The following is a 21,386-nucleotide window of genomic DNA, read 5'->3' as shown; positions in this document are numbered from 1 at the left end:
CAGATGAACTATACGCTGAATAACCTGCCGGAGCGCGAGCTTAAGCCACGCGAGCGGGGTTTTACCATGGCCATGGACAAAGGTCTGAGTGTGCGGGAAGTGGAAGACTTTCTGGACGTAGCCGGGGAATATGTAGATATCGTAAAACTGGGCTGGGCCACATCGTATGTGGTGCCTCACCTGCAGAAAAAACTGGATGCCTACAGGGCAGCAGGTATACCTGTTTACTTTGGTGGTACTTTGTTCGAGGCTTTCGTGGCCCGCAACCAGTTCGAGGACTATCGCCGTATTCTGGATAAGTATGAAATGACTTTTGCAGAAGTTTCGGATGGCTCGCTGGAGATGAACCATGACGAAAAGCTACAGTATATTCAGACGCTGGCTACGCAGGTAACTGTATTATCGGAAGTAGGCTCTAAAGATGCCGAGAAGATCATCCCGCCTTATAAGTGGATACAACTGATGCAGACGGAGCTGGATGCCGGTGCCTGGAAAGTGATTGGTGAAGCCCGTGAAGGTGGTAACGTTGGTCTGTTCCGTTCTACAGGTGAGGTTCGTAGCGGTCTGGTAGAAGAGATTCTGACCAAGATACCTTTTGAGAAGATATTATGGGAAGCGCCTCAGAAAGCACAGCAGGTTTGGTTTATTAAACTACTGGGTGCAAACGTAAACCTTGGTAACATAGCGCCAAGCGAGGTTATTCCCCTGGAAACGATCCGTTTAGGTCTGCGTGGCGACACATTCCACCACTTCCTGAACATGGATGACGCCAGCCTGAAAGGGTAACTATAAAAACATAAACTATAAATTGCCCGTCGGCGTACCCGAACGGGCAATTTTGTTATAAGGACAGAAACAGATTTATGCAACGCAGATCACTGAAAGAATACCTTCTGCTTTTCTCGAAAGGTGTGGCCATGGGGGCTGCCGATGTAGTGCCGGGCGTATCTGGCGGAACTATAGCATTTATAACAGGCATTTACGAAGAGCTGCTTGACTCTATCAGGTCGGTAAACGGAGAGGCTGTAAAACTACTGCTTCGGTTTAACCTGGCTGGCTTCTGGAAACATATTAACGGTAACTTCCTGGTAGGGCTGCTATCTGGCATTGGCTTCTCGATCGGGCTGCTTTCGAGGGTAGTGTTGTACCTGCTGGAGTTTCACCCGGAGTTGCTCTGGTCATTCTTCTTTGGATTGATCGTGGCGTCTACGGTAGTGGTAGGTAAAAAAATAACGAAGTGGACACCCATGGTAATGCTTGCTTTTATAATCGGAGCGGCCATTGCCTACTGGGTAACTATAGCTACCCCAACCGAAACGCCGGAAGCTTACTGGTTCATTTTCCTGTCCGGTGCTATTGCTATTTGCGCCATGATTTTGCCGGGTATTTCCGGTAGCTTTATACTGGTTTTAATGGCCAAGTACGAGTTTATACTAAACGCCGTAAAAGACCTTAAAATAGCAACTATACTTACTTTCGGGCTGGGCTGTTTGGTCGGCATCCTGAGTTTTTCGCATGTGCTGAACTGGATGCTGAAGCGCTACCATAACCTGACGGTAGCACTTCTTACTGGCTTTATGCTGGGTTCGCTGAACAAAGTGTGGCCCTGGAAGCAGACGCTGGAAACGTATACCGACCGTCATGGCGAATTAAAACCGCTGGTACAGGCCAATGTGCTGCCAACCGATTACCTGCAACTGACAGGAGAAGAGCCTTACTTGTTGTATGGTACACTGCTGGCTATCTTTGGCTTTGCCTTGGTTTACTTTATAGACTACATCACCGACGACCATTCCACTACAGTTTAAGGAACGATGCAACGCTACGGCCTGATCGGTAAAAAGCTGGGACACTCATTCTCGAAGCGCTACTTTACAGAAAAGTTTGAGCGGGAAGGTATAGCTGATGCAACGTATGAACTATACGAACTGGCAACTATAGCCGAGCTCCCCCAATTACTGCAAAAACAACCTGACCTGGTCGGCCTGAATGTAACTGTGCCTTACAAAGAAACGGTGATCCCTTTTCTGGATGAATTGGATGAAGCGGCTGCACGCATTGGTGCAGTAAACACCATAAAAATAGCAGCTGGCAAAACCAAAGGATACAATACAGATTATATCGGTTTCCGGGATTCGCTGGAGCAAGTTTACCCCGCAACGCAAAACAGCAGAGCTTTAGTATTAGGCACCGGCGGTGCTTCTAAAGCAGTAGTGGCAGCACTTCAGGATCTGCAGATAAACTATACAATTTTATCAAGGCAAGCCGGGCAAGGCCGATTAACGTACGCAGACCTTACCCCCGAATTACTAAAGCAGTATCAGCTTATCGTTAATACCACGCCGCTGGGTATGTACCCTGCCGTCGAGAATTGCCCTGAACTACCTTACGAGGCCTTATCTGCCCAACATTGCCTTTACGACCTGGTGTATAACCCCGAGCAAACACTCTTTTTGGAAAAAGGAAAATCAGCGGGTGCGCAAACTATAAATGGCCTCCGGATGCTATATGGGCAGGCCGAGGCTGCCTGGCAGATCTGGCAAAACAGGTAAAACGAAATGCAATTTATTTTTCTTGAAAATAATTGTAAAATGCTGTAACATAAGGCGTGCCGGTTCACGTAAAAGCCTGAAAACGAGAGCCACCTAACCGCCACCCTATGATTACCCAGCTAACCACCCTGAAGCAGAAAACACACGCTCTAAATGCAGAGATCTACGCGTTGTATCTTTCCTACCGCGATGCGCGCGTAAAGTGGTATGTACGGTTGTTGTTAGCGCTTGCCATTGGCTATGCCATCAGTCCGATAGACCTGGTGCCAGATCTGATGCCGGTTTTTGGTTTCCTGGATGATGTGGTGGCTGTTACGCTGGGCATCGGATTTTCGTATCATTTGCTTACCAAAAGTGTTTTAGACCACGCCCGCATAGAAGCGTACGATACCATGAGCGGCGCAACAGCAGGCAGTGCCACAGCCTACAGAGTTATTGGCTATGTATGGATGCTGTTCGCAACTATAGTTGCCGTGCTGGTTTATAAAATGCTTTTTCTTGGAGTTGCCTAACAGTTTGCTATAGTTATAAATTTGGAAGCGTGCCTGAACCGGGCACGCTTCTTTTTTATACTAACTTCTGCGTACATTCTGCTTCTTTATATAGCACTACTTTCACTGCAATTTCTTACATTTACCTGCGCTAAGTATACTGATATGTTAATACTTAGGTAAACCGAATATCCTGTAAGAAAAATTTACCCGGCCTTGCAACCATAGCACTACTTTTAGGCTCATGTGAGTGAGGACCGTAATCAGGTCAGCAGTTGAAACTTTTTAGCAGTAACAAGTCAGAAGAGGAGAAGCTTATTGAGGGTTGCATTGCCGGCAAGCGGGACATGCAACAGCTCCTATATGACCTGTATGCTAAAAAGATGATGATGGTCTGCCTGCGCTACGCTCCTACAACATTTGAGGCGGAAGATATAGTGCAGGAGGGCTTTGTAAAGGTGTTTTCGAATATCCAGAATTTTAAAAGGGATTGCCCGCTGGAGTATTGGATACGGAAGATCATCGTAAATACTGCCCTGAAACATTTGCGGCAAAAATCGCTGCTTACCGTCTCACATGAATCAGAGGAAGTGGAAAACCTGAGCTCCGGCGACTATAACCTGAACGATTATAGTATGGATGAACTATTAAGTATTATCCAGAGCCTGGCGCCACGTTACCGCATGGTATTTAACCTCTATGCTATTGAGGGGTACAACCACAAAGAGATAGGCGAAATGCTGGATATCTCGGAAGGTACCTCTAAATCTCAGTATTCAAGAGCAAGAGCTATACTGCAAAGTATGCTGGTGCAACAGGATAGACCATATAAAGAGCATGTCATCAACAGATAAAAAAGATTACGGGGAACTGGAGCAGAGCATGTGGCAACGCTTCCAGGATGCGGAAGCAACGCCGGGTCCGGAAGTCTGGTCACGTATTGATCATGCCCTTGCCATGCAGGAGAATGCGAAGTACAAGAAGCGCGCTTTGTTTTACAGGCAGCTGGCAGCAGCTTGCTTTATACTTTTTGTTCTTGCCGGATCAGCCCTGGTGCTCCATTATAAAAAAGATCAGAAAGACACATTACTTGCTACCACCACACAGCAGCAGCGTAAACCTATAGTTGAACAAGATGTTACTGGCAATGCAACTATAGCTGCAAATAGCGCTTCAACGTCAGCTTCCCCTGAAGCAGGCAACTATAGTTTAACAGAGTCAGCAAATAACAATGGTTTTCCCGAAGCCGGGAAACAGGAAGTACCAACTATAGCTCAGGCACAGAATCAGAACCATAGCCGTGATTTGGAAGAAAGAGATGCAGGTATTCGATCTGGAAGCGCCTCAGCAATAGCACAGCAAAACTATAGTTATGATAATGCTGATGGCAGAACTATAAAAGCAGAACGTAGCGAAACAACAGAGCTCATAGCTGGCACTGCAGGCACTAATGAGAATACAGGTATAAGCACTGATGCTAAAGCCCCGCAGGAAACCTATATTCCGGCTACCCAGGCGATCGCCAGCGTACCCGATAACTATACCAGCCCTGCCACTATAAACCCGCTGCTCCGCAGAAATGCCATACTCGGAACCACAACTCCTGAGGAAAACACGGAAGAAGCTATAGCGCAGCAGGCACAAGCAGGACTTGCGCTTGCACTTAACAAACCCGCCGAGAGCGACAAAAAAGAAGCTGCCGTTACTGCCAGCCGCTGGAACGTAGGAATGGGCTATGGCTCCACTTATTTTACGCAGAACATTAACATCCCCAGCTATACTGTAACGCCGCATACCATTTTTAAACTGCCGAGTGTAGGTCCGCAGCCAGAGCCGAAGCCTTCTATGTCGGTAGACTCTGAAGAGAACATGCGGGATGCCCGTATCGAGTTTCAGGAAAATACGCAGGCGGCCATGTCGTATAACGTTGATGCCAAAGCTGGTTTCAGAATTGGCAAGCGCTTTAAATTGCTGAGCGGACTTGGCTATAGTCAGAATACCTCAAAAACGAGGTCTAGCTATATAGTGGAGCAGTTTCTGTTTAATCCGCGTACTAATGAGCGTTCAAAGCTTAAGCCAACCACCGTATTTCTGCCATCGCTCAGCACTTTTACTACCGACTCTGTCAGTGTTGTAAAAACAAAACAGCCGTTTGATGTAGACTATAGTTACCAGATGCTTTCCATTCCGCTGGGCATGCAGGTAGAAGGTAACCTTGGTCAGAACTGGTACTGGTATGCAACCGGCAGCGTGGCAGCCAATTTCCTGATGCAGACAACTATAAAATCATCTCTCCTGGAAATTGCAAGCGTAACTTACAGCGCCACCGACGATTCTCCTTTCCGTAAAGTTCAGTTCTCGGGCAATATGGGCATGGGCATAGGCAAGCGCATTTCTAATGCTGTAAATGTGTCTGTGGGTCCTGAATACCGTAGTTTCTTTAAATCCATGCTAACCGACGATCACGCCATTGCCAACCAGGGCAGGCCATATACCATTGGCTTAAATATGGGTGTAAGTTATATTCTTGGCCACGACGGCGAATAATTCATATTTTTTTCAGGAGCGGTGCAACCATCTGTACCAATTCAGAATCTTGCTAGTGGAAGGAGGCCAACAGTCCCTATAACCGTCTGTTCTAACCAAACCTACACTACATAAAACTATGAAGAAAATGCGCCTTACTCCTGCAACCCTTCTGGATGTTGCAGCCATAGTGAAAGCAAATTTATCCGGTTGGTATATACTGTTGGCCCTTCTTCTTTTTTCAATCTTTATGTCGGGCTGCGAAAACAGCGAGGACGAGATAGGGGGTTGTTTCCCGGTGCAGGACTGTGTTTTTGAAGCTACCGCTGTGCAGGTGATCTGTGGGTACGGAGCGTTTGAAGATACCTGGCTACAGGTGAACGACACTACTTATATACAACCGTGGGTAAATGCCACAACGCTGCAACAGCTTATAGTCGGGCAAAAATACAGGTTTGGCTGTGTAGAGGTAGAGCGTGACAACCGATATAAGGATCTCTACACCTGCCAGGCAGCATTGCCAAAGGCCAAGATCGTAAAGCTGACTTGCCTGGAGCAGATAGTGAGTACTGGTATTTAATATTTCTATTTATACCAGGGCTATGAAAAAAAGCAGTTACAGAACTTGTATAGTTCTTCTGCTGGCGGTGCTTTGCTTAAGCTGCCAGACCGATGATGAGGTAATGGCTACCCTTACAGCAGGCCAGACACGGAATGCTTTGCTGGGTAAATGGAAGATAGAAAGAATTGATTACCAGGCTTGCCGTAGCGGTAATTGCAACACAACAAACTATACCGGTAATGCCAAAGATTATTTTGAATTCAGAAGTGACAGTGCTTTTCTGTTGCATGATGTAGCAAGAACCAAAAACAACTATAGCGCCTTTAAAGCCGAGTACACATTGCCGGGAGCATTTATACTTACCCAGCAATTCTGGTCGGCTACCTATACAGTGACTGAGTGTAAGGCAAATAAGCTGGTGTTGATCTGCACCTATACCGGCAGCGACCCTTACGCCAGATTTACCGATACCTATTACCTGTACCGATAATTTTACACTACAGCGAGATCCGTTAGTACAACTTAAAACATGAAGAACACATTACGCACCATTTTCTTTTATCTGGGCTTAACTATACTTACTGTGAGTTGCCAGAAAGATGCCCCTGCTCCGGCATGTCTGCAGATCGAAGTGATCGGGGAGGATTGCGAGACAGGCTGGTATATCCTGAAAATAGAAAATGATGCCAACAGCCAGCAAAGTAACAATTACCTGGGCCAGCTGCAGAACGGTTATGTTACCACCGATAACCTGCCGGCAAAATACCAGAAAGAGGGGCTAAGAATTAATGCGGCCCTGGAGCTAAATGGAGAATACGGGCCAAGATGTGTAGCTGTAGCGGTTATGTATCCGGCTGTGAAAGTAACCAATATCTGCAACTCCGGCAGGGAGCTTTTTTAAAGTAGAAACTATACTTTAGAGCTGGTTACGTATTGATTTGAATTATTAAAACTGACTGACTTGGAAATGCCTGTTGCTTTGCGGCAGGCTTTTTTTTGTGCATGTGTTTTTATACTTAAACTTACCCGAATATGTTTGCAAAAGGTAAACTTACGTACAGTTTCAGATGTTATACTTTATCGTTAATTTCGTAAAACCGACGAATGGATTTTAAGCTAACATCAGAGTTCCAGCCAACCGGCGACCAGCCCAAGGCAATAGCCAAACTCACAGAAGGAGTAAATAACGGAGAGCCTGTACAGGTATTATTGGGTGCCACCGGTACCGGTAAAACCTTTACCATGGCCAACGTTATCAAAAATACAGGCAAGCCAACACTGGTACTTTGCCACAACAAAACACTGGCCGCCCAGCTGTACGGCGAGTTCAAGCAGTTCTTCCCTGATAATGCCGTAGAGTATTTCATTTCTTACTACGACTACTACCAGCCAGAGGCATATATTGCATCTTCAGATGTATTTATCGAGAAAGATCTTCAAATAAACGAGGAGATTGAGAAGCTACGTCTGCATACAACTTCTGCTCTTTTATCAGGGCGTCGGGATGTGATTGTGGTGGCATCGGTATCGTGTATCTATGGTATTGGTAACCCGGAAGAGTTTGGGAAAAATGTGCTGCACCTGGCTCCGGGCCAGCGCTATAGTCGCAACAACCTGCTTTATACGTTTGTACAGATCCTGTACAGCCGCACCGAAGCAGAGTTCACACGTGGAACATTCCGGGTAAAAGGCGATACGGTGGATATTTTCCCGGCCTATGCCGACTTTGCTTACCGCTTCTATTTCTTTGGAGATGAACTGGAGCAGATACATCGCATAGACCCGGCCACCGGTAAAAAGCTGGCCGACGAGAAAGCCATTACACTCTACCCGGCTAACCTTTTCGTAACAGGCAAAGATACACTGCAGCAGGCCATTTCGGAGATACAGTACGACATGGTAGCGCAGCATGATTATTTCCTGAAAGAAGATCGCCCTGTAGAGGCCAAGCGCATAAAAGAACGTACCGAGTTTGACCTGGAGATGATCCGTGAGCTGGGCTACTGTTCTGGTATCGAGAACTATTCCCGTTACTTCGACCGTCGTTCGCCGGGTGCGCGTCCGTTCTGTTTGCTCGATTATTTTCCGGACGATTTCCTGATGGTGATTGATGAGAGCCACGTAACTGTGCCGCAGGTGCGCGCCATGTGGGGCGGTGACCGTTCGCGAAAAGTAGCGCTGGTAGAATATGGCTTCCGATTACCGGCTGCTATGGATAACCGCCCGCTTACGTTCAACGAGTTTGAAAGCATGATGAAGCAGGTAGTGTTTGTAAGCGCCACGCCCGGCGACTATGAGATTCAGAAATCGGAAGGTGTTATAGTGGAGCAGATTATCAGACCAACGGGCTTGCTTGACCCCGTTATAGAAGTGCGCCCAAGTACCAATCAGGTAGATGACCTGCTGGATGAGATTGATGAGCGTGTAAAAGAAGGTGCCCGTGTGCTGGTAACTACGCTTACCAAACGTATGTCGGAAGAACTGGCCAAATACCTCGAAAGGCTGAACATAAAAGTAAAATACCTGCACTCCGAAGTAAAGACCCTGGACCGCGTGGAGATATTACGTGAACTGCGCTTAGGTATAATTGATGTGCTGATTGGGGTTAACCTGCTGCGCGAAGGTCTGGATTTACCGGAAGTGAGCTTGGTCGCAATTCTGGATGCCGACAAAGAAGGCTTCCTGAGGGACCAGCGCTCGCTGATACAGACTATGGGCCGCGCTGCCCGTAACGAAAAAGGTAAAGTAATTATGTATGCCGACCGCATGACAGGATCTATGCAGCGCGCTATAGATGAAACTAATCGCCGTAGAGCTACACAGATGGCCTATAACGAAGAGCACGGCATTACCCCACGGACTATCCTTAAAACCAATGACGAGATTCGTGAGCAGACATCAGTTGCGGATAACATTAAGCGTGAAGTGAAAATGTATGCCGGTCCGGAGGAAGTATCGATTGCCGCTGAGCCTGTGATACAGATGATGAATAAGGAACAGCTCGAAAAGCTTATCAAGAAAACGGAAAAGCAAATGGAAGGCGCAGCCAAAGACCTCGACTTCTTACAGGCTGCCAAATACAGAGATGAGCTTTCTGAACTCCGGAACCTGCTTAAGACAAAGCGAGACTGAGCTATAGTTAGTGAGTTTAGGAGTTAGAAAGTTTTAAGTTAGAAATTTAGAAAGTGAAAGAGCACCTATAGTTTAAACTATAGGTGCTCTTTTCTTTTGCTGTTTGCAAGTATTATGGCGCGAGCGTCCTCGCTCGTGCCTTGCTATAGTTAGGCCTCCGGCCCAGTTGAATTACAAACCTAATGTTACAGTTAGCCACCAGTTACAAACTGACAATATTTATCATAAAAATTGTTAGATAGTTTCCCATCTCGGAGGGGTTAGCGGTGGGTTTCCTTTATCCTGATTCTAGCAATAAGCAATTAACTTTTATTGTGGCAGCAGCACTTTATCGATCACGTGGATAACGCCATTTGATGTTGGGATAGAAGCTACGATGTTGGCGCCATTTACGGTTACTTTTCCGTCTTTCACGCCCATAGTTACGCGGCCGCCATTTACCTGACCAAAGCTTTGGCCATCTTCAAAGTTTTCGGCTTGCAGCACGCCTACATACACGTGGTACTGCAGGATATTACGCAGGTCGCTACGTTTCTCTTCAGTTAATAAGCTCTCTACAGTTCCGGCTGGCAATTGCTCGAAAGCGGCATTGGTTGGCGCAAAAACTGTAAATGGTCCGGCATTGGTTAGCACGTCTACCAGGCCAGCTGTTTTAACGGCTGTTACCAGAGTTGTGTGGTCCGGGGAAGAAGCAGCCACCTGTACTACGTTTTTCTGCGACTCATCGTCCTGCACGGCTGATTGTCCGCCTAATGCTTCTGTTTCAGTTACTTCGTTTTGTGCCTCAGTTGTTGGTTGCTCAGTTGAATTGCATGATGCCAGCATAGCACCCATTGCTATTACTATGGCTAGAGATACCTTCTTCATACTATTAGTTTTAAGTGTTAAATACTGCACAAAACTGGTGAAGAAAATAGTATTAAAATATGACTTGGGTTAATATAAAAAATGACTTCTGTTATATTTTTAGCTTATAGTATAAAACAGGAAACTCAGCCAGTTGCTATAGTACTATAGGTAATACTATCCTTTGGTGTTGATTTTTCAGGTAATTGATGAGATGACTAAGGCTTCATGTTTAATGCCCGAAAGTGTAGGAATGAACAAAGTCTAATCAGAGAAATTTCTGAACAGCTTTAATTGAAATCTATTGAGCTGTAAAATCCTGTAATATAAATAGTTGGCTAATGCTTTCAGGTATGGATTTTGCTATATATAATATTTATATTTTGAACCTTTACGATAAAAGCCCATGAAAACTATTCTACCCATTTTACTTATCTGCATCATGTCTTTGTCTGGATGTGCAGTTACGTCAACCTCAACAGTAAAAGTAAATCAGCCTGAAAAATACTATATAGGACTGCTTTCATTAATTGTAGATTCTCAGGCAGACATTAGCGAGCTAGATTCTGTTACCTACGAGGAACAAATCAGAGGGAAGTTTAATAACCTTGAAAACCATAGGTACCGCAAGCAATTGGAAAAAACATTGCTACGTAATTTCGAGAGGCCAAATGCCCAGACACGTCTTGTGAAATCTTCAGATATTTTCGATATCAATACCGATTTCACCTATAGTCAGTTCCTGGCTAAACTGCGGGAGACAGGCGTTGACGGAATATTATTCGTGAAGCAGAGCAATTACTGGTATTCTACTAACTATACAACAGTACTTCATAATAATGTGGCTACCACTACTTCAAGCGATCAGCCAAACGCAGCTTTTCATGCATACCTGATAGATACCCATACACTCAAACCTGTATGGTACGCCGATTCTAAAGTTTATGGCGTATCTGCAGGCTACGATACACTGAATAACCACCTGGCACGCATCCTGTTTAATAAGCTGCGAAAAGATAAGTATATACTGGCCAGACGGTAAACTAAAGGGAAATATTAAACTACGTGAAAAAGGGCTACAGCAACAGTAGCCCTTTTTCACGTAGTTCGAACCAGGTTGGCGAGGCCATAAATTCATCAAATGTGAGATGCGCATCTGCCGGATAACTCTCCTCCAACTGATTTAAACTATAAGCCTCTTCGCTCTCCAGCGATATCTTTTGGATAGCATCGAATAACCACTGGCCTATAGTTGCGGTAGTCTTTACCTGAAAGTCTTCACCTTTTTCATAAAAGGTAAGTTCGCAGCGTTCTATCGTTTGGCCTTTTTTAGCAACCATGGTAAAATCTATTTCCGGCATATTGCCCAGCCACAGCAAGCGGGCATTCATGCGGGTGCTGTCAGGTCGGTGCGGCTGCGCGATGGCTGAGCCGATAAGGTCCTGTTTTATAGTTGGGCGAGGCGTTTTAAAATCAAACCAGAACGAAAGCGGTTCCTCCAGAGCTACACCGTGCATATAGTTATAAAGCGCTTTGGCTAAACCGTCACTGAATAAACTATGGTCAGTGCCTTGCGGGTCGTTGTGCCACAGGTCGTTGTTCGCAAAATCTCCTTCGGGTGGGCCAACTTTTACCACGCCATATTTCTCCGGGTTTTTCCCGATCGGGCTATGCGCCGTCATGCTGAAGCGATGCCAGTAACCAGATTGTATCACGTTGTTCATAAACAGCTGGCGCACTACTTCCAGCGAATCTATAGTTTCCTGGGTAGTTTCGGTCGGGAAGCCATACATCAGGTAAGCGTGTACCATAATGCCAGCTTGTGTGAAGCTATCGGTTACGCGGGCAACCTGCGCTATTGTTACGCCTTTCTCCATTAAAGCAAGCAACCTGTCTGAAGCTACTTCCAACCCACCCGAAACAGCGATACAACCCGATGCAGCCAGCAAGCGGCAAAGGTCAGGCGTAAAGGTCTTTTCGAAACGGATATTTCCCCACCAGCTTATTTTTACACCACGGCGCAGCAACTCAATCGCCATGTCGCGGAGCGGGGCAGGAGGCGCGGCTTCATCTACAAAATGGAAACCCGTCTGGCCGGTCTGCCCAATGATCTGCTCAATTCTATCCACCAGTAAAGTAGCCGGCGCCACATCGTAGCGGCGGATGTAATCTAAGGTAATGTCGCAAAAGGAGCAGCGTTTCCAGTAGCAGCCATGCGCCACAGTCAGTTTGTTCCAGCGGCCATCACTCCACAGGCGGTGCATCGGGTTCACTACATCTATCACCGACAAATAATCTTTTATAGGCAGACCGCTATAGTCTGGCGTACCTACTTCGGTGTGCGGCACATCCGGGTCAGTGCAGTTGTTGATGTAGGTTACCTGTCCATCCTGAAGCATAAAGGTGCGTTGCAGGTTAGCCGCTTCACGTTTGCCCTGCAGGTGTTCAATCAGTTTCAGCCACGGTCCTTCGCCATCATCCAACGTCACAAAATCAATATACTTAAACAGGCGCGGCTCGCGCAGACTGCGGAGTTCGGTATTGGGGTAGCCACCACCCATGGCTGTTTTTATAGTTGGGTAATTCTGTTTGATGTGTTGCGCCAGCCGTAAGCCACCGTATAAGTTACCCGGAAACGGAATAGATAAGCCAACTATAGTTGGCTGTACCCGCTGTAAATGCTCATCCAGTATCTCCAGTAAAAACTGGTCTACCAGATTTGGTTCCTGCTGCAGTTCTTCTTCCAATGGATCAAACGAAGTGGCAGACATAGCCAGTTTCTCGGCATAGCGGCTGAAAGCAAAATATGGGCAAACCGTTTCCTTGATCAGGTCGCCAAGGTCTTCTAAATATAAAGTAGCCAGGTAGCGTGCACGATCGGTAATGCCCATGCTGCCAAAAGCCCATTCCAAGTCTTCTACCTGATCGAAACGCGATGCTTCTGGTAAATACCTGCTGAAACTGATCTGTTGGGCTATAGTCAGGTCCTTGTTCTGCAGAAAACGGATGACAGGCTCAATGGTATCCAGGTACTCCCGCTTCAGCTTCAGTATCCGGAAACTGTTATCTGATAATTCATAGTCGCCAACTTCTATGGCAGCAAATATCTTTTTAAGGCCTGCTTTGGAAAACATACGCAATACCAGCTCAATACCCAGATCGGCCTGCGCTACATTATAGCCCTGTCCGCGCAAAAAGCCGGTAAGGTAAGCCGTGGCTGGGTAAGGCGTGTTTAATTGGGTAAGCGGAGGCGTTATAAGCAGTATGGTTGGCGTAGTTTCCAAAGTGTAAATGTTAAAGTATAAGTCTGCACCGCAAAAGTACAGATTTTATGGCATAGTGCTTCTGCAACAGCTATAGGTAGCGGCAGGTTCAGTTCTATAGTTTAGATATTTTATAGCGCGAGCGTCTTCGCTCGTGTCGAACTATAGTTTGGGCCTCTGACCCGATCGAATCTCAGATTCGGATTTATAGGTGAGCACGGAAATTATTTCCGCACCAGGAAGTGGTGAGTGAGAATTCGGGAGGCAGGAAATGATCTGTAACTATAGTCTAGCGTCCGGCAGCTTTGTTTACCGCATAGTTGATGGCGGGTACAACACCCAGCACCGTTACCGAAATCATAAAGAAGATAACAAAAAAGGAGTTTAGCCAGCGCGACAGAAAATCAGAAGGAATGCCAAAGGTATATAGTTCCAGGGCAGACGCAAGTAATATACTGATGATCAGGATTACCAGCAGTTTGGTTTTAAGCTGTGCGGAAATGAGCGCCTTCTTCATGGGTTGGTAAAACTATAGCTGCAAAGGTACAACGGGCAACTATAGTTCAGCAACTTATGAATGGCCTTTTTGTGCTTCTTCGTCTTCGCGCTGTTGGCTGGTTTTATTTGATGTGGTTTTAGCCTGTGGCGGAGCTGCCTGCTTTTGTTGTTTTACTTTATTGATGTCAGAAGAATCATCCTTGCTGGTTTCTTTTGTCGGGTCAACGGGGTTGTTCTGTTTCATAGCTATAGTTTGGTTTCGAGTTATTAATACGGTTTTCCAGGGATAGGGGTATTGGTTTTAACTATAAACTGGCGTGGGTCGTAAATGTAGGTACTCGTTGGCTGGCCGGCGACTTATGTTTAACACGAATTTTACAACTATGAATACGAAACCAATAAAGGCATTTATGCTTGCTACTCTTTTTACCGGAGCCCTCACTATAACCAGCTGCGATAGCGGCACCCAGGCCGGGAAAACTAATAAAGAAGACAGTGACCACGTAGAAGAAGGATCGTTGAACGAAGGTTATACATCAGAACCGAATCCTTCCAACCAAGACACGGTAGACCTTGAAAAGAAGTATTATGACAATGCCGAAGGCGCTGTGCACGCGGGTGATGGAAAAAGAGATAGTGCTGACCATCGTGACATGGATCAGAAACAGTAATGTAAGGTTGAAATAATTTAGAAAAGTGGAAGTACGGATTCAATCTGTACTTCCACTTTTATATTAATTGCGGATTAATGAGATTAGATTGATATACAGGATTGGTAAGTCCTAGCAGTGTGCGCAGCTCCTGCTAGCGTCTGAGTTATGGTTCTTCTTCTGTCATTTTGAACGAAGTGAGAAATCTATCTCAGCTCATAGTTAGAAATTTCACAGTCCTATAGTTGGGATCTCTTCACTCCGAACGAAGCCTTCTTTTCAAATCTCCTTTCATCCTGGGAGCTCTACTTACCTACAGTTTCAATTTGGCTTTGGTGCCCTCACGGCCGGGAGGCCCCGTCTTCGGGCATCGCGCGGTGTACATTTCTTTTGTTCGTACCTCACAATGCCTGCGGCACCAGAAATCTACAAGGCGCTCAACCCAAAGACTGTGATCTTTCTCATAGTAACCGCTAAGTGTAGTTTGAACCTGCTTGCTTCGAGATTTAACGTGGCTATAATTTCAAAGGGACAGGTAAACCTGTCCTGCTCGTGGACTGTAATTATAGCTAATTCAGATTTCTCTTTCCGTCGAAATGACAGCTTGAAAAGCAGTAGTTGAAAAGTCCCCCTTTGAAGGGGGCATGGAGATGACAAACAGCAACTATGAAACTATAAGATAACTACAGCTATAGCCGAAATTCCCCTCTTGGGAGGGGTAGGTGTGGGTGAAAACCAGAACTATAAAACATTACCTCAGACTATAGCACCAACAGAAATTCCCTCCCAGCAAGGAAAGACCTACATGTCATCTCAAAGCCAAGCAGTAAGCTACAAAACAAAAAAGGCTGCTTCCATTACAGAAGCAGCCTTTAAACAACCAACTTTCACTTAATTAAATACAAACCCGTTCGGGCCGATGCCTGCCTTGAATTCTTTTAGTTTAACGCCATCAGAGTTATAGATAAACACTGTGCCGTCGCCGCTGAAATTATTATTATCGGAACCGAAAATGTTACCGGTTTCAGGGTCCGCTTCCATGCCATAGAAACCACGGTTAATGATGACAGTGTTGCTGAGTCCGCCAGCGGTTACCGGCTGCATAAACGTTTTATTCTCGTAATTAAAGTACAGCTTATCGCCGAGGCCATTTATAGTCAGGTTTTTGGGAATGCTCTGGTTACCCGGGAAAGTAAAGGTTGCGTCGATAGCTGACGTTGCTGTGTTGAGTTTGCTAAGCGAACCCGGAGTGGTTTTCGTGTAATCGATACCAGACCAGTCGTCTTTGTACACCACCTTGCCGGCGCTCAGCACCCAGATGTACTGGTCTTTGCCTTGTACTAGTTCGCTTGGTCCGTCTGCGGTTGGAACGGTACTCGCCACAGCATCGGTAGTTGTGTTGATGACAGAGATAGTATTGCCACCGCTGTTGGTTACGTATAGTTTGCCGTTAACTATCAGGAGCTGCTCAGGCATTTCACCCACTGTAATGGTTTTAAGTACAGCATTCGTTTTCAGGTCGATAACCGATACGCGTCCAGTGCTGCCGTAGGCAACCCACTCGGTTACGTAACCTTTGTTGCCGTCCAGTGCAGCGAAAAAGCGCGGCTGCTTCAGGCCTTCTATCACGGCTATCGTTTTAAAAGTGAAGGCATGTACTACTTCTATCTTGTTGCTGTTATTAGCCACAATATAGGCCAGCGTATCATGCAGTACCATGCTCTGCACCACATCGCCTAAGGGGCGCTGCTCATTTGCAGTGCTGAAAATGTTGTTTTTAACCTGGTGACCTGTACTGTCGCTCAGGAAAGAAATAGACCCGTTCGGGGTACCAAAATTGCCTTCATTCAGTATAAAAACGCCTTTTTGGTCGTAGAGGCCTCTTACTTTAGAGTTGTTTATATCCGGGCTAACATCTTCAGTTTCGTCGCAGCTGGTAAAGGCAAAAGTGGATGTTAACAGTAAAGCAGCTGTGTAAAAGCCGCGAAGTAGGGTACGTTTCATTTTTATAGTTTTAGATAATTATTGTTAAGGAATAAGAAATCGTAAGCTCAGGGTGTAGCCCCGCAACGGCATGGCATGGTAGGCCATAGTCAGGTAAACTTCATTGGTAATGTTATCGGACCGGAAGGCAACCACAAGCCTGCTTTTTCGGAACTGAAGCTGTTTACTAAGCGCGACATTAACCAGTATAAAGCTATCTAAGTGGCTGGTTTCGGAATTGGTAGTGTAGCGCTCACCGGTATAGTTTAAGTCGGTGTGCAGTTGCCAGTTTTTATAGTTGATCCCGGTTGCCAGCACCCCTTTGTGCAGGGGCACATACATCAGTTGGTTGCCTTTGTCGCCTTGACCTTCATAAACCTCCACCTGCTCCGACGAGGTATAAGTATAGCCCGCTGATCCTGTCAGTTTTAGATTTCCTATAGTTGCTGTCAGTTGGTGGCTTAACTCTATGCCCATGGCTCTTACTTTCTGCAGGTTTACCGGCCGCCACAGGCCGGTTGGGTTCGGCGCCCATTGTATCCAGTCATCTATCAGCATGTGGTAGGCAGTGGCTTCGGTCTCGAGTAAAAGGGTGTTGCCAACTATAAACAGGTGGCGCAGGCCGGCTTCTTCGCTCCAACCCTGTTCAGGTTTCAGGTCAGGGTTGCCGGCTCCGGTCCAGAAACGGTCATTCAGGGTGGGCACCCGGTAGCTACCCGAAACATTTCCTTTCAAAAAGAGCTGGTGCTGTTCGTGCTGGTAGAATTTCCAGTTAAAGCCGAGAGCTGGTGTAGGAGCAGGGTTATAATCTTCTACAAAAGCCTGGCGCAGGTTCAGGCTCAGGTCTAGCGTCTCGGTAGGGTCGTAGCGGAACAGCGCGAATACAGCTGCCCTGTTTTCCTGTTTGGTGCCGGCATAGCCATCGTTCTCAGCTATAAAGTGCTGCAAATTTACACCGCCGCGCAGGCTCCAGTTCTCACCTTTGGTATAGGTTTGTTCGGTCTGCAGCTGGTACGTCTGCACATCGGCAACAGAGTTAAGCGAGCTATTGGTATAGTTCAGGAAGTCTTTAAAGTAGGCCAGCTTTACATCGGTCTTGCCCCAGTCGCTTTCGTGCTCCAGTTGCGTCATCAGGCGCAGGTTCTTGTCAAGCTGCTCGGCACCGCTTGCCGATCCCATGGCCGGCTGCAGTTCCCGGTCAGCAAAGGTATACCAACCATGCAGCCCAATTTTTGTGTTCGCAGCTAGTTGCCAGTTCAGGTTCTGGGTAAAGCCATACTGCTTTTGTGCGGCATGCTCTTCGGTGCGCTTCGGCTTTCCAAACCGCGACAAGTCTTTATAGGTAAAATCATTTTCAGCGTTGCGCAGGTAAGCTCCAAGGCCAAGCTGTAGTTTGCCCGAACTATAGTTGATGTTGCCATTACTGAAATAACGGCCAAAACTTCCTGCTTCCTGTTGCAACTCAAGCCCGAAACCTTTGCCGTTATAGTTGGGAGAGCTCAGCAAAACAGCTCCGCCTATAGCTCCGCTACCATAGGCTGCCCCCGCCGAGCCACTTTGCACCGCGATGTCGCCAAACCCGCTGAGTGGTAATGTAGAGAAATCTGATTGTCCTAAAGTTGGTAAGCCGATGTTGAGCCCGTTCCAGAGCACCACTGTTTGGGAGGCATTGGTACCCCTGAAGGATACACTGGAAAGGCCGCTTACGCCATAGCTTTTAAAATAAACCGGGGTGCGGGCCTGCAGGGCATCGGCTAATGAGCTGCTGTTATAGGTTTGCCGGTAGGCGCTGTCTATAGTTGTAACGCGACTGCCGGCAGCGTACACTTCGGCAGGTTTGCCAAATACTTCTACGCTGCGCAACTGGTAAGCTGCGGTGTCTTGCTGCGCCAAAGCGGGCAAGGCAACTATAGCCAGCATTAAAAATAAAAAGATACGGTTCGCCACCTTAAAATGCTTTAATCCCGAAGCATGCAAGTGGGCAGAAAGTGAGCAGTAGGAGCCAGAAAAGGCAGAAACTGTGCAGCTTTTTACCCGAAAGCATACGACAAATCATTGTCCGGACTGGCAGGTCTCCTGGCTCTCTTCAGATCAGCCTGCCTTCCCATACGGTTTGTGTACAGTGGCTTTGGTGTTAGGCTAACCCCTTTAATGAAGAATACAGTTGCGGGAACAGCACAGGTATTGCACCTGTTTCCCTTTTAAGGCTGAAGCTATAGATTATAGTTACAGCCACCAATCGGGTGTAAAAGTAATGAATAATTGCTTATTGTTGATGGTTGGTTGCTGGAATTTTAACAATGGCTAAAAGTTCCTCCCTGTAAGTAGGCTATTTAGCTTTCCTATTTTGTCATCCTGGAAGGATCCTGGTGGCCAGTAGCATTGGCTTAAACTCCCTTTTACCAAGTTTCTTAACAGAATGGGAGAGATTTTTTTCGCTATGAGTAAAATATCACCGTTGCTTGGAGGAGTGGAGGTGGGGTTTATAGTTGGGGTTATTACTGAAGAAGTTGGTAAGATCTATAGTTCAGGAGATTTATAGTTTAAAGTACAGGGCGTGCCGGCACAGCCGTCGGGCTCTCGCGGCTCGCTCTTTAGCTCCTGCGTCGCTAAAGGAGCTCAGACAACCGCTCCATCCCTCACGCAAACTATAAACTATAGTTTAACCTTTGCAGGTAATTAACGAATAACGAACCACTATCAACCAATCATCAATGTGAAGCTTACAAAAGACTTTTACACCCGGCCTAATGTAGTGCAAATAGCGCAGGAGCTGTTAGGCAAGTACCTGTACACATCCGTAGATGGCATGCTGACTGGCGGGATGATCGTGGAAACAGAAGCTTACTCCGGTGAGAACGACCGTGCCTGCCACGCCCACCTGAACCGCCGCACTGCCCGCACCGAAATTATGTATCACGAAGGCGGCGTAGCTTACGTGTACCTGGTGTATGGCATCTATAACCTGTTCAACATCATCACAAACGTAGAGGGCAAAGCAGACGCCGTTCTGGTACGAGCTGTAGAACCTGAAATTGGTGTAGAAGAAATGCTGCTGCGCCGCAACATGCCAACTATAAAACCGAACCTAACAGCCGGACCGGGCGTGATGAGCATCGCTTTAGGCATTAACCGTAAACATTACGGCGAGAACCTGACCGGAACCACCATCTGGCTCGAAGACAAAGGCATAACCATTCCCGAAGATAAAATAATGACTGTTCCACGTGTGGGCATAGACTATGCCGGCGACGATGCCCTGCTGCCCTGGCGCTTTTATGTAAAAGACAGTAATTGGGTTAGCAGAAAATAAATTAATCAGCACTCTGGAAGAGCTTACTTTGCTTAACGGCGAGCCTCCTGTACAAGTATTGCCTTACAAATGGTGCTATATCGCTGAGCAGATAAACGGTTGTACCTTGTTCGCGGGCATACCGGTTGGTAATACTGCCAATCTTTTGAACGCTGCCAAAGTATTGCTTTTCTGATTCCTGCAGTGGTGCTTCTCCTTGGCCTTTCACAAGAATAATTTGCTTTATAGTTGGCAGATCCGGGAACCAGTAAATGTAATCAGCATTATAAGATACGGCCTGCGGCAAGGTTTTCCGGCTGTAGTAGTTAATGGCGCCGGCCTGGCCATAGTTGTCGCAGAGTATAAGCGTTTGTTGTTTTTCAGATGCTGGTATAAGGTTGTAGGCTTTAGAAGCGATTTGGGTGAGTTCCTGCCAGCTCTGCATGTCCGCGAAATCCTGGGGCAGCAGGTGGTCTTTGCCATCTTCCCATTTCAGCAGGTTTAGGTCTTTAAACTTTTCGGCTTTTACCTGTATCTCGGCCGGGCTCAGTACCGGGAACACCACATTGATGATCGGCACAAACAAAGCTATAGTTACCAATGGCCACAGTGGTCTGGTATAGCGCAACCAGCCACGGCCAAACAACTGCTCCCAATACACACTTCCGAATGCGATCAGCACCGGGTACAAACCAATGGTGTAATAACTTTTTGCTTTCAGCGCCAGGAACAGCGCCATTACAACTATAAAACAGATACCGATAAACCGGTATGGTTTAAAAGGCCGGTAAACTATAAAAGCTGTCAGTGCCCCAAGAACTAAAAAGATAGAACCAATAAAGAAAAGAACCTGGTCCAGCAGGAAATCAGCGGGGTTAACATTATTCAGCTGCGTAGCCTTAAGTTCCTGCATATGCGCCACAACCGGAAAGTTGTGCTGTAGTTGCCAGGCTATATTCGGCGATGCAATTACAAGTGCAATGAGCCCGGCTATGTAGAGCTCTCTCTGTAAAAACAGTTTCCGGTAAAGCGATAGCAACAGAGCAGTTGCCAGCCCAGCCACCAGGAAAAGGATCGTATATTTATTCAGGAAACCGAAACCGATAACTGCACCCAGCCAGTAAAGCCATTTTGCCTGCTGCGTATGCAGAAACCGGATAAAAAGATAGAAGGTAAGTGCCCAGCAAAGTATATCAAAAGAGTTGGGTTGAAACAGGATATTAATGCGCAACAGTACCGAGAAGAGTAAAGCTGTAGCACCTAAGATCTTCGCATAAAGGCCACCTTTTAGTTCATCAACAATACCCCAGGTCACCACTATAGTTAGTGCCCCGAACAAAGCCGGGAAGAATCGCACCCAGAAATAGCTGTTATCCAACTGCTGTATTACCCAGGCAATAAAAGCCGTAAAAGGCGGCACCGAAATATACCCTGCAGCTAAGTGGTTTGCCTGGTCCAGGTGCAGAAATTCGTCGCGGTGCAGGTCGTAAGCCCCATCCACCAAAACATATTGCAGCACAAACTTTAAAACTACAAAGCCAGCAAGGATAAGTGTGTTGCGGAGTTGCTCAGTAGCCATTGATCTATAGTT

20 protein-coding genes and 1 riboswitch are annotated in these 21,386 nt (G+C 46.6%); of the genes, 13 read left to right on the top strand and 7 right to left on the bottom strand.

Annotated features, from left to right (window positions below):
• Nucleotides 1–3: 3 nt before the first annotated feature.
• The 10 genes from KYK27_RS03685 (at nucleotide 4) to uvrB (ending at nucleotide 9,263) form a co-directional block, all read left to right on the top strand.
• Nucleotides 4–786 carry a phosphosulfolactate synthase gene (locus tag KYK27_RS03685; protein ID WP_199108670.1) on the top strand — a complete coding sequence of 261 codons (783 nt, stop codon included), beginning with the start codon at nucleotides 4–6 and terminating at the stop codon, nucleotides 784–786.
• 77 nt (nucleotides 787–863) lie between these two features.
• Nucleotides 864–1,808, top strand: coding sequence for a DUF368 domain-containing protein (locus KYK27_RS03680; protein WP_199108669.1), 945 nt, complete (start codon nucleotides 864–866; stop codon nucleotides 1,806–1,808).
• A 6-nt stretch (nucleotides 1,809–1,814) separates the two neighbouring features.
• Nucleotides 1,815–2,552 (top strand): shikimate dehydrogenase family protein, encoded by a 738-nt coding sequence (locus tag KYK27_RS03675; RefSeq protein WP_199108668.1) that lies wholly within the window; start codon nucleotides 1,815–1,817, stop codon nucleotides 2,550–2,552.
• A gap of 107 nt (nucleotides 2,553–2,659) precedes the next feature.
• Nucleotides 2,660–3,064: a YkvA family protein gene (locus tag KYK27_RS03670; protein ID WP_233150229.1), complete on the top strand. Its 405-nt coding sequence runs from the start codon at nucleotides 2,660–2,662 to the stop codon at nucleotides 3,062–3,064.
• A gap of 254 nt (nucleotides 3,065–3,318) precedes the next feature.
• Nucleotides 3,319–3,897, top strand: coding sequence for an RNA polymerase sigma factor (locus KYK27_RS03665; RefSeq protein WP_199108667.1), 579 nt, complete (start codon nucleotides 3,319–3,321; stop codon nucleotides 3,895–3,897).
• Complete coding sequence (locus tag KYK27_RS03660; protein ID WP_199108666.1) at nucleotides 3,881–5,590, top strand: hypothetical protein; 1,710 nt, start codon at nucleotides 3,881–3,883, stop codon at nucleotides 5,588–5,590. Before KYK27_RS03665 ends, KYK27_RS03660 begins: the two co-directional genes overlap by 17 nt.
• A gap of 118 nt (nucleotides 5,591–5,708) precedes the next feature.
• Nucleotides 5,709–6,149: a hypothetical protein gene (locus tag KYK27_RS03655; RefSeq protein WP_199108665.1), complete on the top strand. Its 441-nt coding sequence runs from the start codon at nucleotides 5,709–5,711 to the stop codon at nucleotides 6,147–6,149.
• A 22-nt stretch (nucleotides 6,150–6,171) separates the two neighbouring features.
• Nucleotides 6,172–6,621 (top strand): lipocalin family protein, encoded by a 450-nt coding sequence (locus KYK27_RS03650; RefSeq protein WP_233150228.1) that lies wholly within the window; start codon nucleotides 6,172–6,174, stop codon nucleotides 6,619–6,621.
• A 39-nt stretch (nucleotides 6,622–6,660) separates the two neighbouring features.
• On the top strand, nucleotides 6,661–7,032 hold the full coding sequence (locus tag KYK27_RS03645) for a hypothetical protein (RefSeq protein ID WP_199108664.1): 372 nt from the start codon (nucleotides 6,661–6,663) through the stop codon (nucleotides 7,030–7,032).
• Nucleotides 7,033–7,235: 203 nt separating this feature from the next.
• The gene (gene uvrB, locus KYK27_RS03640; protein WP_199108663.1) at nucleotides 7,236–9,263 is read left to right on the top strand and encodes an excinuclease ABC subunit UvrB; all 2,028 of its coding nucleotides are present in this window, start codon (nucleotides 7,236–7,238) and stop codon (nucleotides 9,261–9,263) included.
• Between the two features lie 309 nt (nucleotides 9,264–9,572).
• On the opposite strand, the gene KYK27_RS03635 is transcribed toward uvrB, so the two are convergent.
• Nucleotides 9,573–10,130 carry a fasciclin domain-containing protein gene (locus KYK27_RS03635; RefSeq protein WP_199108662.1) on the bottom strand — a complete coding sequence of 186 codons (558 nt, stop codon included), beginning with the start codon at nucleotides 10,128–10,130 and terminating at the stop codon, nucleotides 9,573–9,575.
• Between the two features lie 385 nt (nucleotides 10,131–10,515).
• Between KYK27_RS03635 and KYK27_RS03630 the strand changes: the two genes are divergently transcribed.
• A complete protein-coding gene (locus KYK27_RS03630) occupies nucleotides 10,516–11,151 on the top strand; it encodes a hypothetical protein (protein WP_199108661.1) in 636 nt (211 codons plus the stop codon).
• 34 nt (nucleotides 11,152–11,185) lie between these two features.
• Here the strand turns inward: KYK27_RS03630 and KYK27_RS03625 are convergent, their stop codons facing one another.
• The 3 genes from KYK27_RS03625 to KYK27_RS03615 form a co-directional block, all read right to left on the bottom strand.
• On the bottom strand, nucleotides 11,186–13,393 hold the full coding sequence (locus tag KYK27_RS03625) for a B12-binding domain-containing radical SAM protein (protein ID WP_199108660.1): 2,208 nt from the start codon (nucleotides 13,391–13,393) through the stop codon (nucleotides 11,186–11,188).
• Nucleotides 13,394–13,661: 268 nt separating this feature from the next.
• A complete protein-coding gene (locus KYK27_RS03620; RefSeq protein ID WP_199108659.1) occupies nucleotides 13,662–13,889 on the bottom strand; it encodes a DUF2798 domain-containing protein in 228 nt (75 codons plus the stop codon).
• A gap of 54 nt (nucleotides 13,890–13,943) precedes the next feature.
• Nucleotides 13,944–14,114 carry a hypothetical protein gene (locus KYK27_RS03615; RefSeq protein ID WP_199108658.1) on the bottom strand — a complete coding sequence of 57 codons (171 nt, stop codon included), beginning with the start codon at nucleotides 14,112–14,114 and terminating at the stop codon, nucleotides 13,944–13,946.
• Nucleotides 14,115–14,253: 139 nt separating this feature from the next.
• Here KYK27_RS03615 and KYK27_RS03610 point away from each other — a divergent pair, with 139 nt between their 5' ends.
• On the top strand, nucleotides 14,254–14,541 hold the full coding sequence (locus KYK27_RS03610; RefSeq protein ID WP_199108657.1) for a hypothetical protein: 288 nt from the start codon (nucleotides 14,254–14,256) through the stop codon (nucleotides 14,539–14,541).
• 870 nt (nucleotides 14,542–15,411) lie between these two features.
• Here the strand turns inward: KYK27_RS03610 and KYK27_RS03605 are convergent.
• Both KYK27_RS03605 and KYK27_RS03600 read right to left on the bottom strand, forming a co-directional pair.
• Nucleotides 15,412–16,524: a DUF5074 domain-containing protein gene (locus KYK27_RS03605; protein ID WP_199108656.1), complete on the bottom strand. Its 1,113-nt coding sequence runs from the start codon at nucleotides 16,522–16,524 to the stop codon at nucleotides 15,412–15,414.
• Nucleotides 16,525–16,548: 24 nt separating this feature from the next.
• Complete coding sequence (locus KYK27_RS03600) at nucleotides 16,549–18,450, bottom strand: TonB-dependent receptor plug domain-containing protein (RefSeq protein WP_199108655.1); 1,902 nt, start codon at nucleotides 18,448–18,450, stop codon at nucleotides 16,549–16,551.
• 101 nt (nucleotides 18,451–18,551) lie between these two features.
• A riboswitch (cobalamin riboswitch) is annotated at nucleotides 18,552–18,758 on the bottom strand.
• Between the two features lie 461 nt (nucleotides 18,759–19,219).
• On the opposite strand from KYK27_RS03600, the gene KYK27_RS03595 reads away from it, so the two are divergent.
• Nucleotides 19,220–19,816, top strand: a complete 597-nt coding sequence (locus tag KYK27_RS03595; protein ID WP_199108654.1) for a DNA-3-methyladenine glycosylase — start codon at nucleotides 19,220–19,222, stop codon at nucleotides 19,814–19,816.
• A 1-nt stretch (nucleotide 19,817) separates the two neighbouring features.
• On the opposite strand, the gene KYK27_RS03590 is transcribed toward KYK27_RS03595, so the two are convergent.
• On the bottom strand, nucleotides 19,818–21,374 hold the full coding sequence (locus KYK27_RS03590; protein ID WP_199108653.1) for a glycosyltransferase family 39 protein: 1,557 nt from the start codon (nucleotides 21,372–21,374) through the stop codon (nucleotides 19,818–19,820).
• Nucleotides 21,375–21,386 lie beyond the last annotated feature (12 nt).

Source organism: Pontibacter populi, from assembly GCF_019336435.1.
In the GTDB taxonomy this organism is placed as follows: Bacteria; Bacteroidota; Bacteroidia; order Cytophagales; family Hymenobacteraceae; genus Pontibacter; species Pontibacter humidus.
Note: the sequence above shows the minus strand (reverse complement) of the source record. Positions and strands in the feature narration are given on the sequence as shown.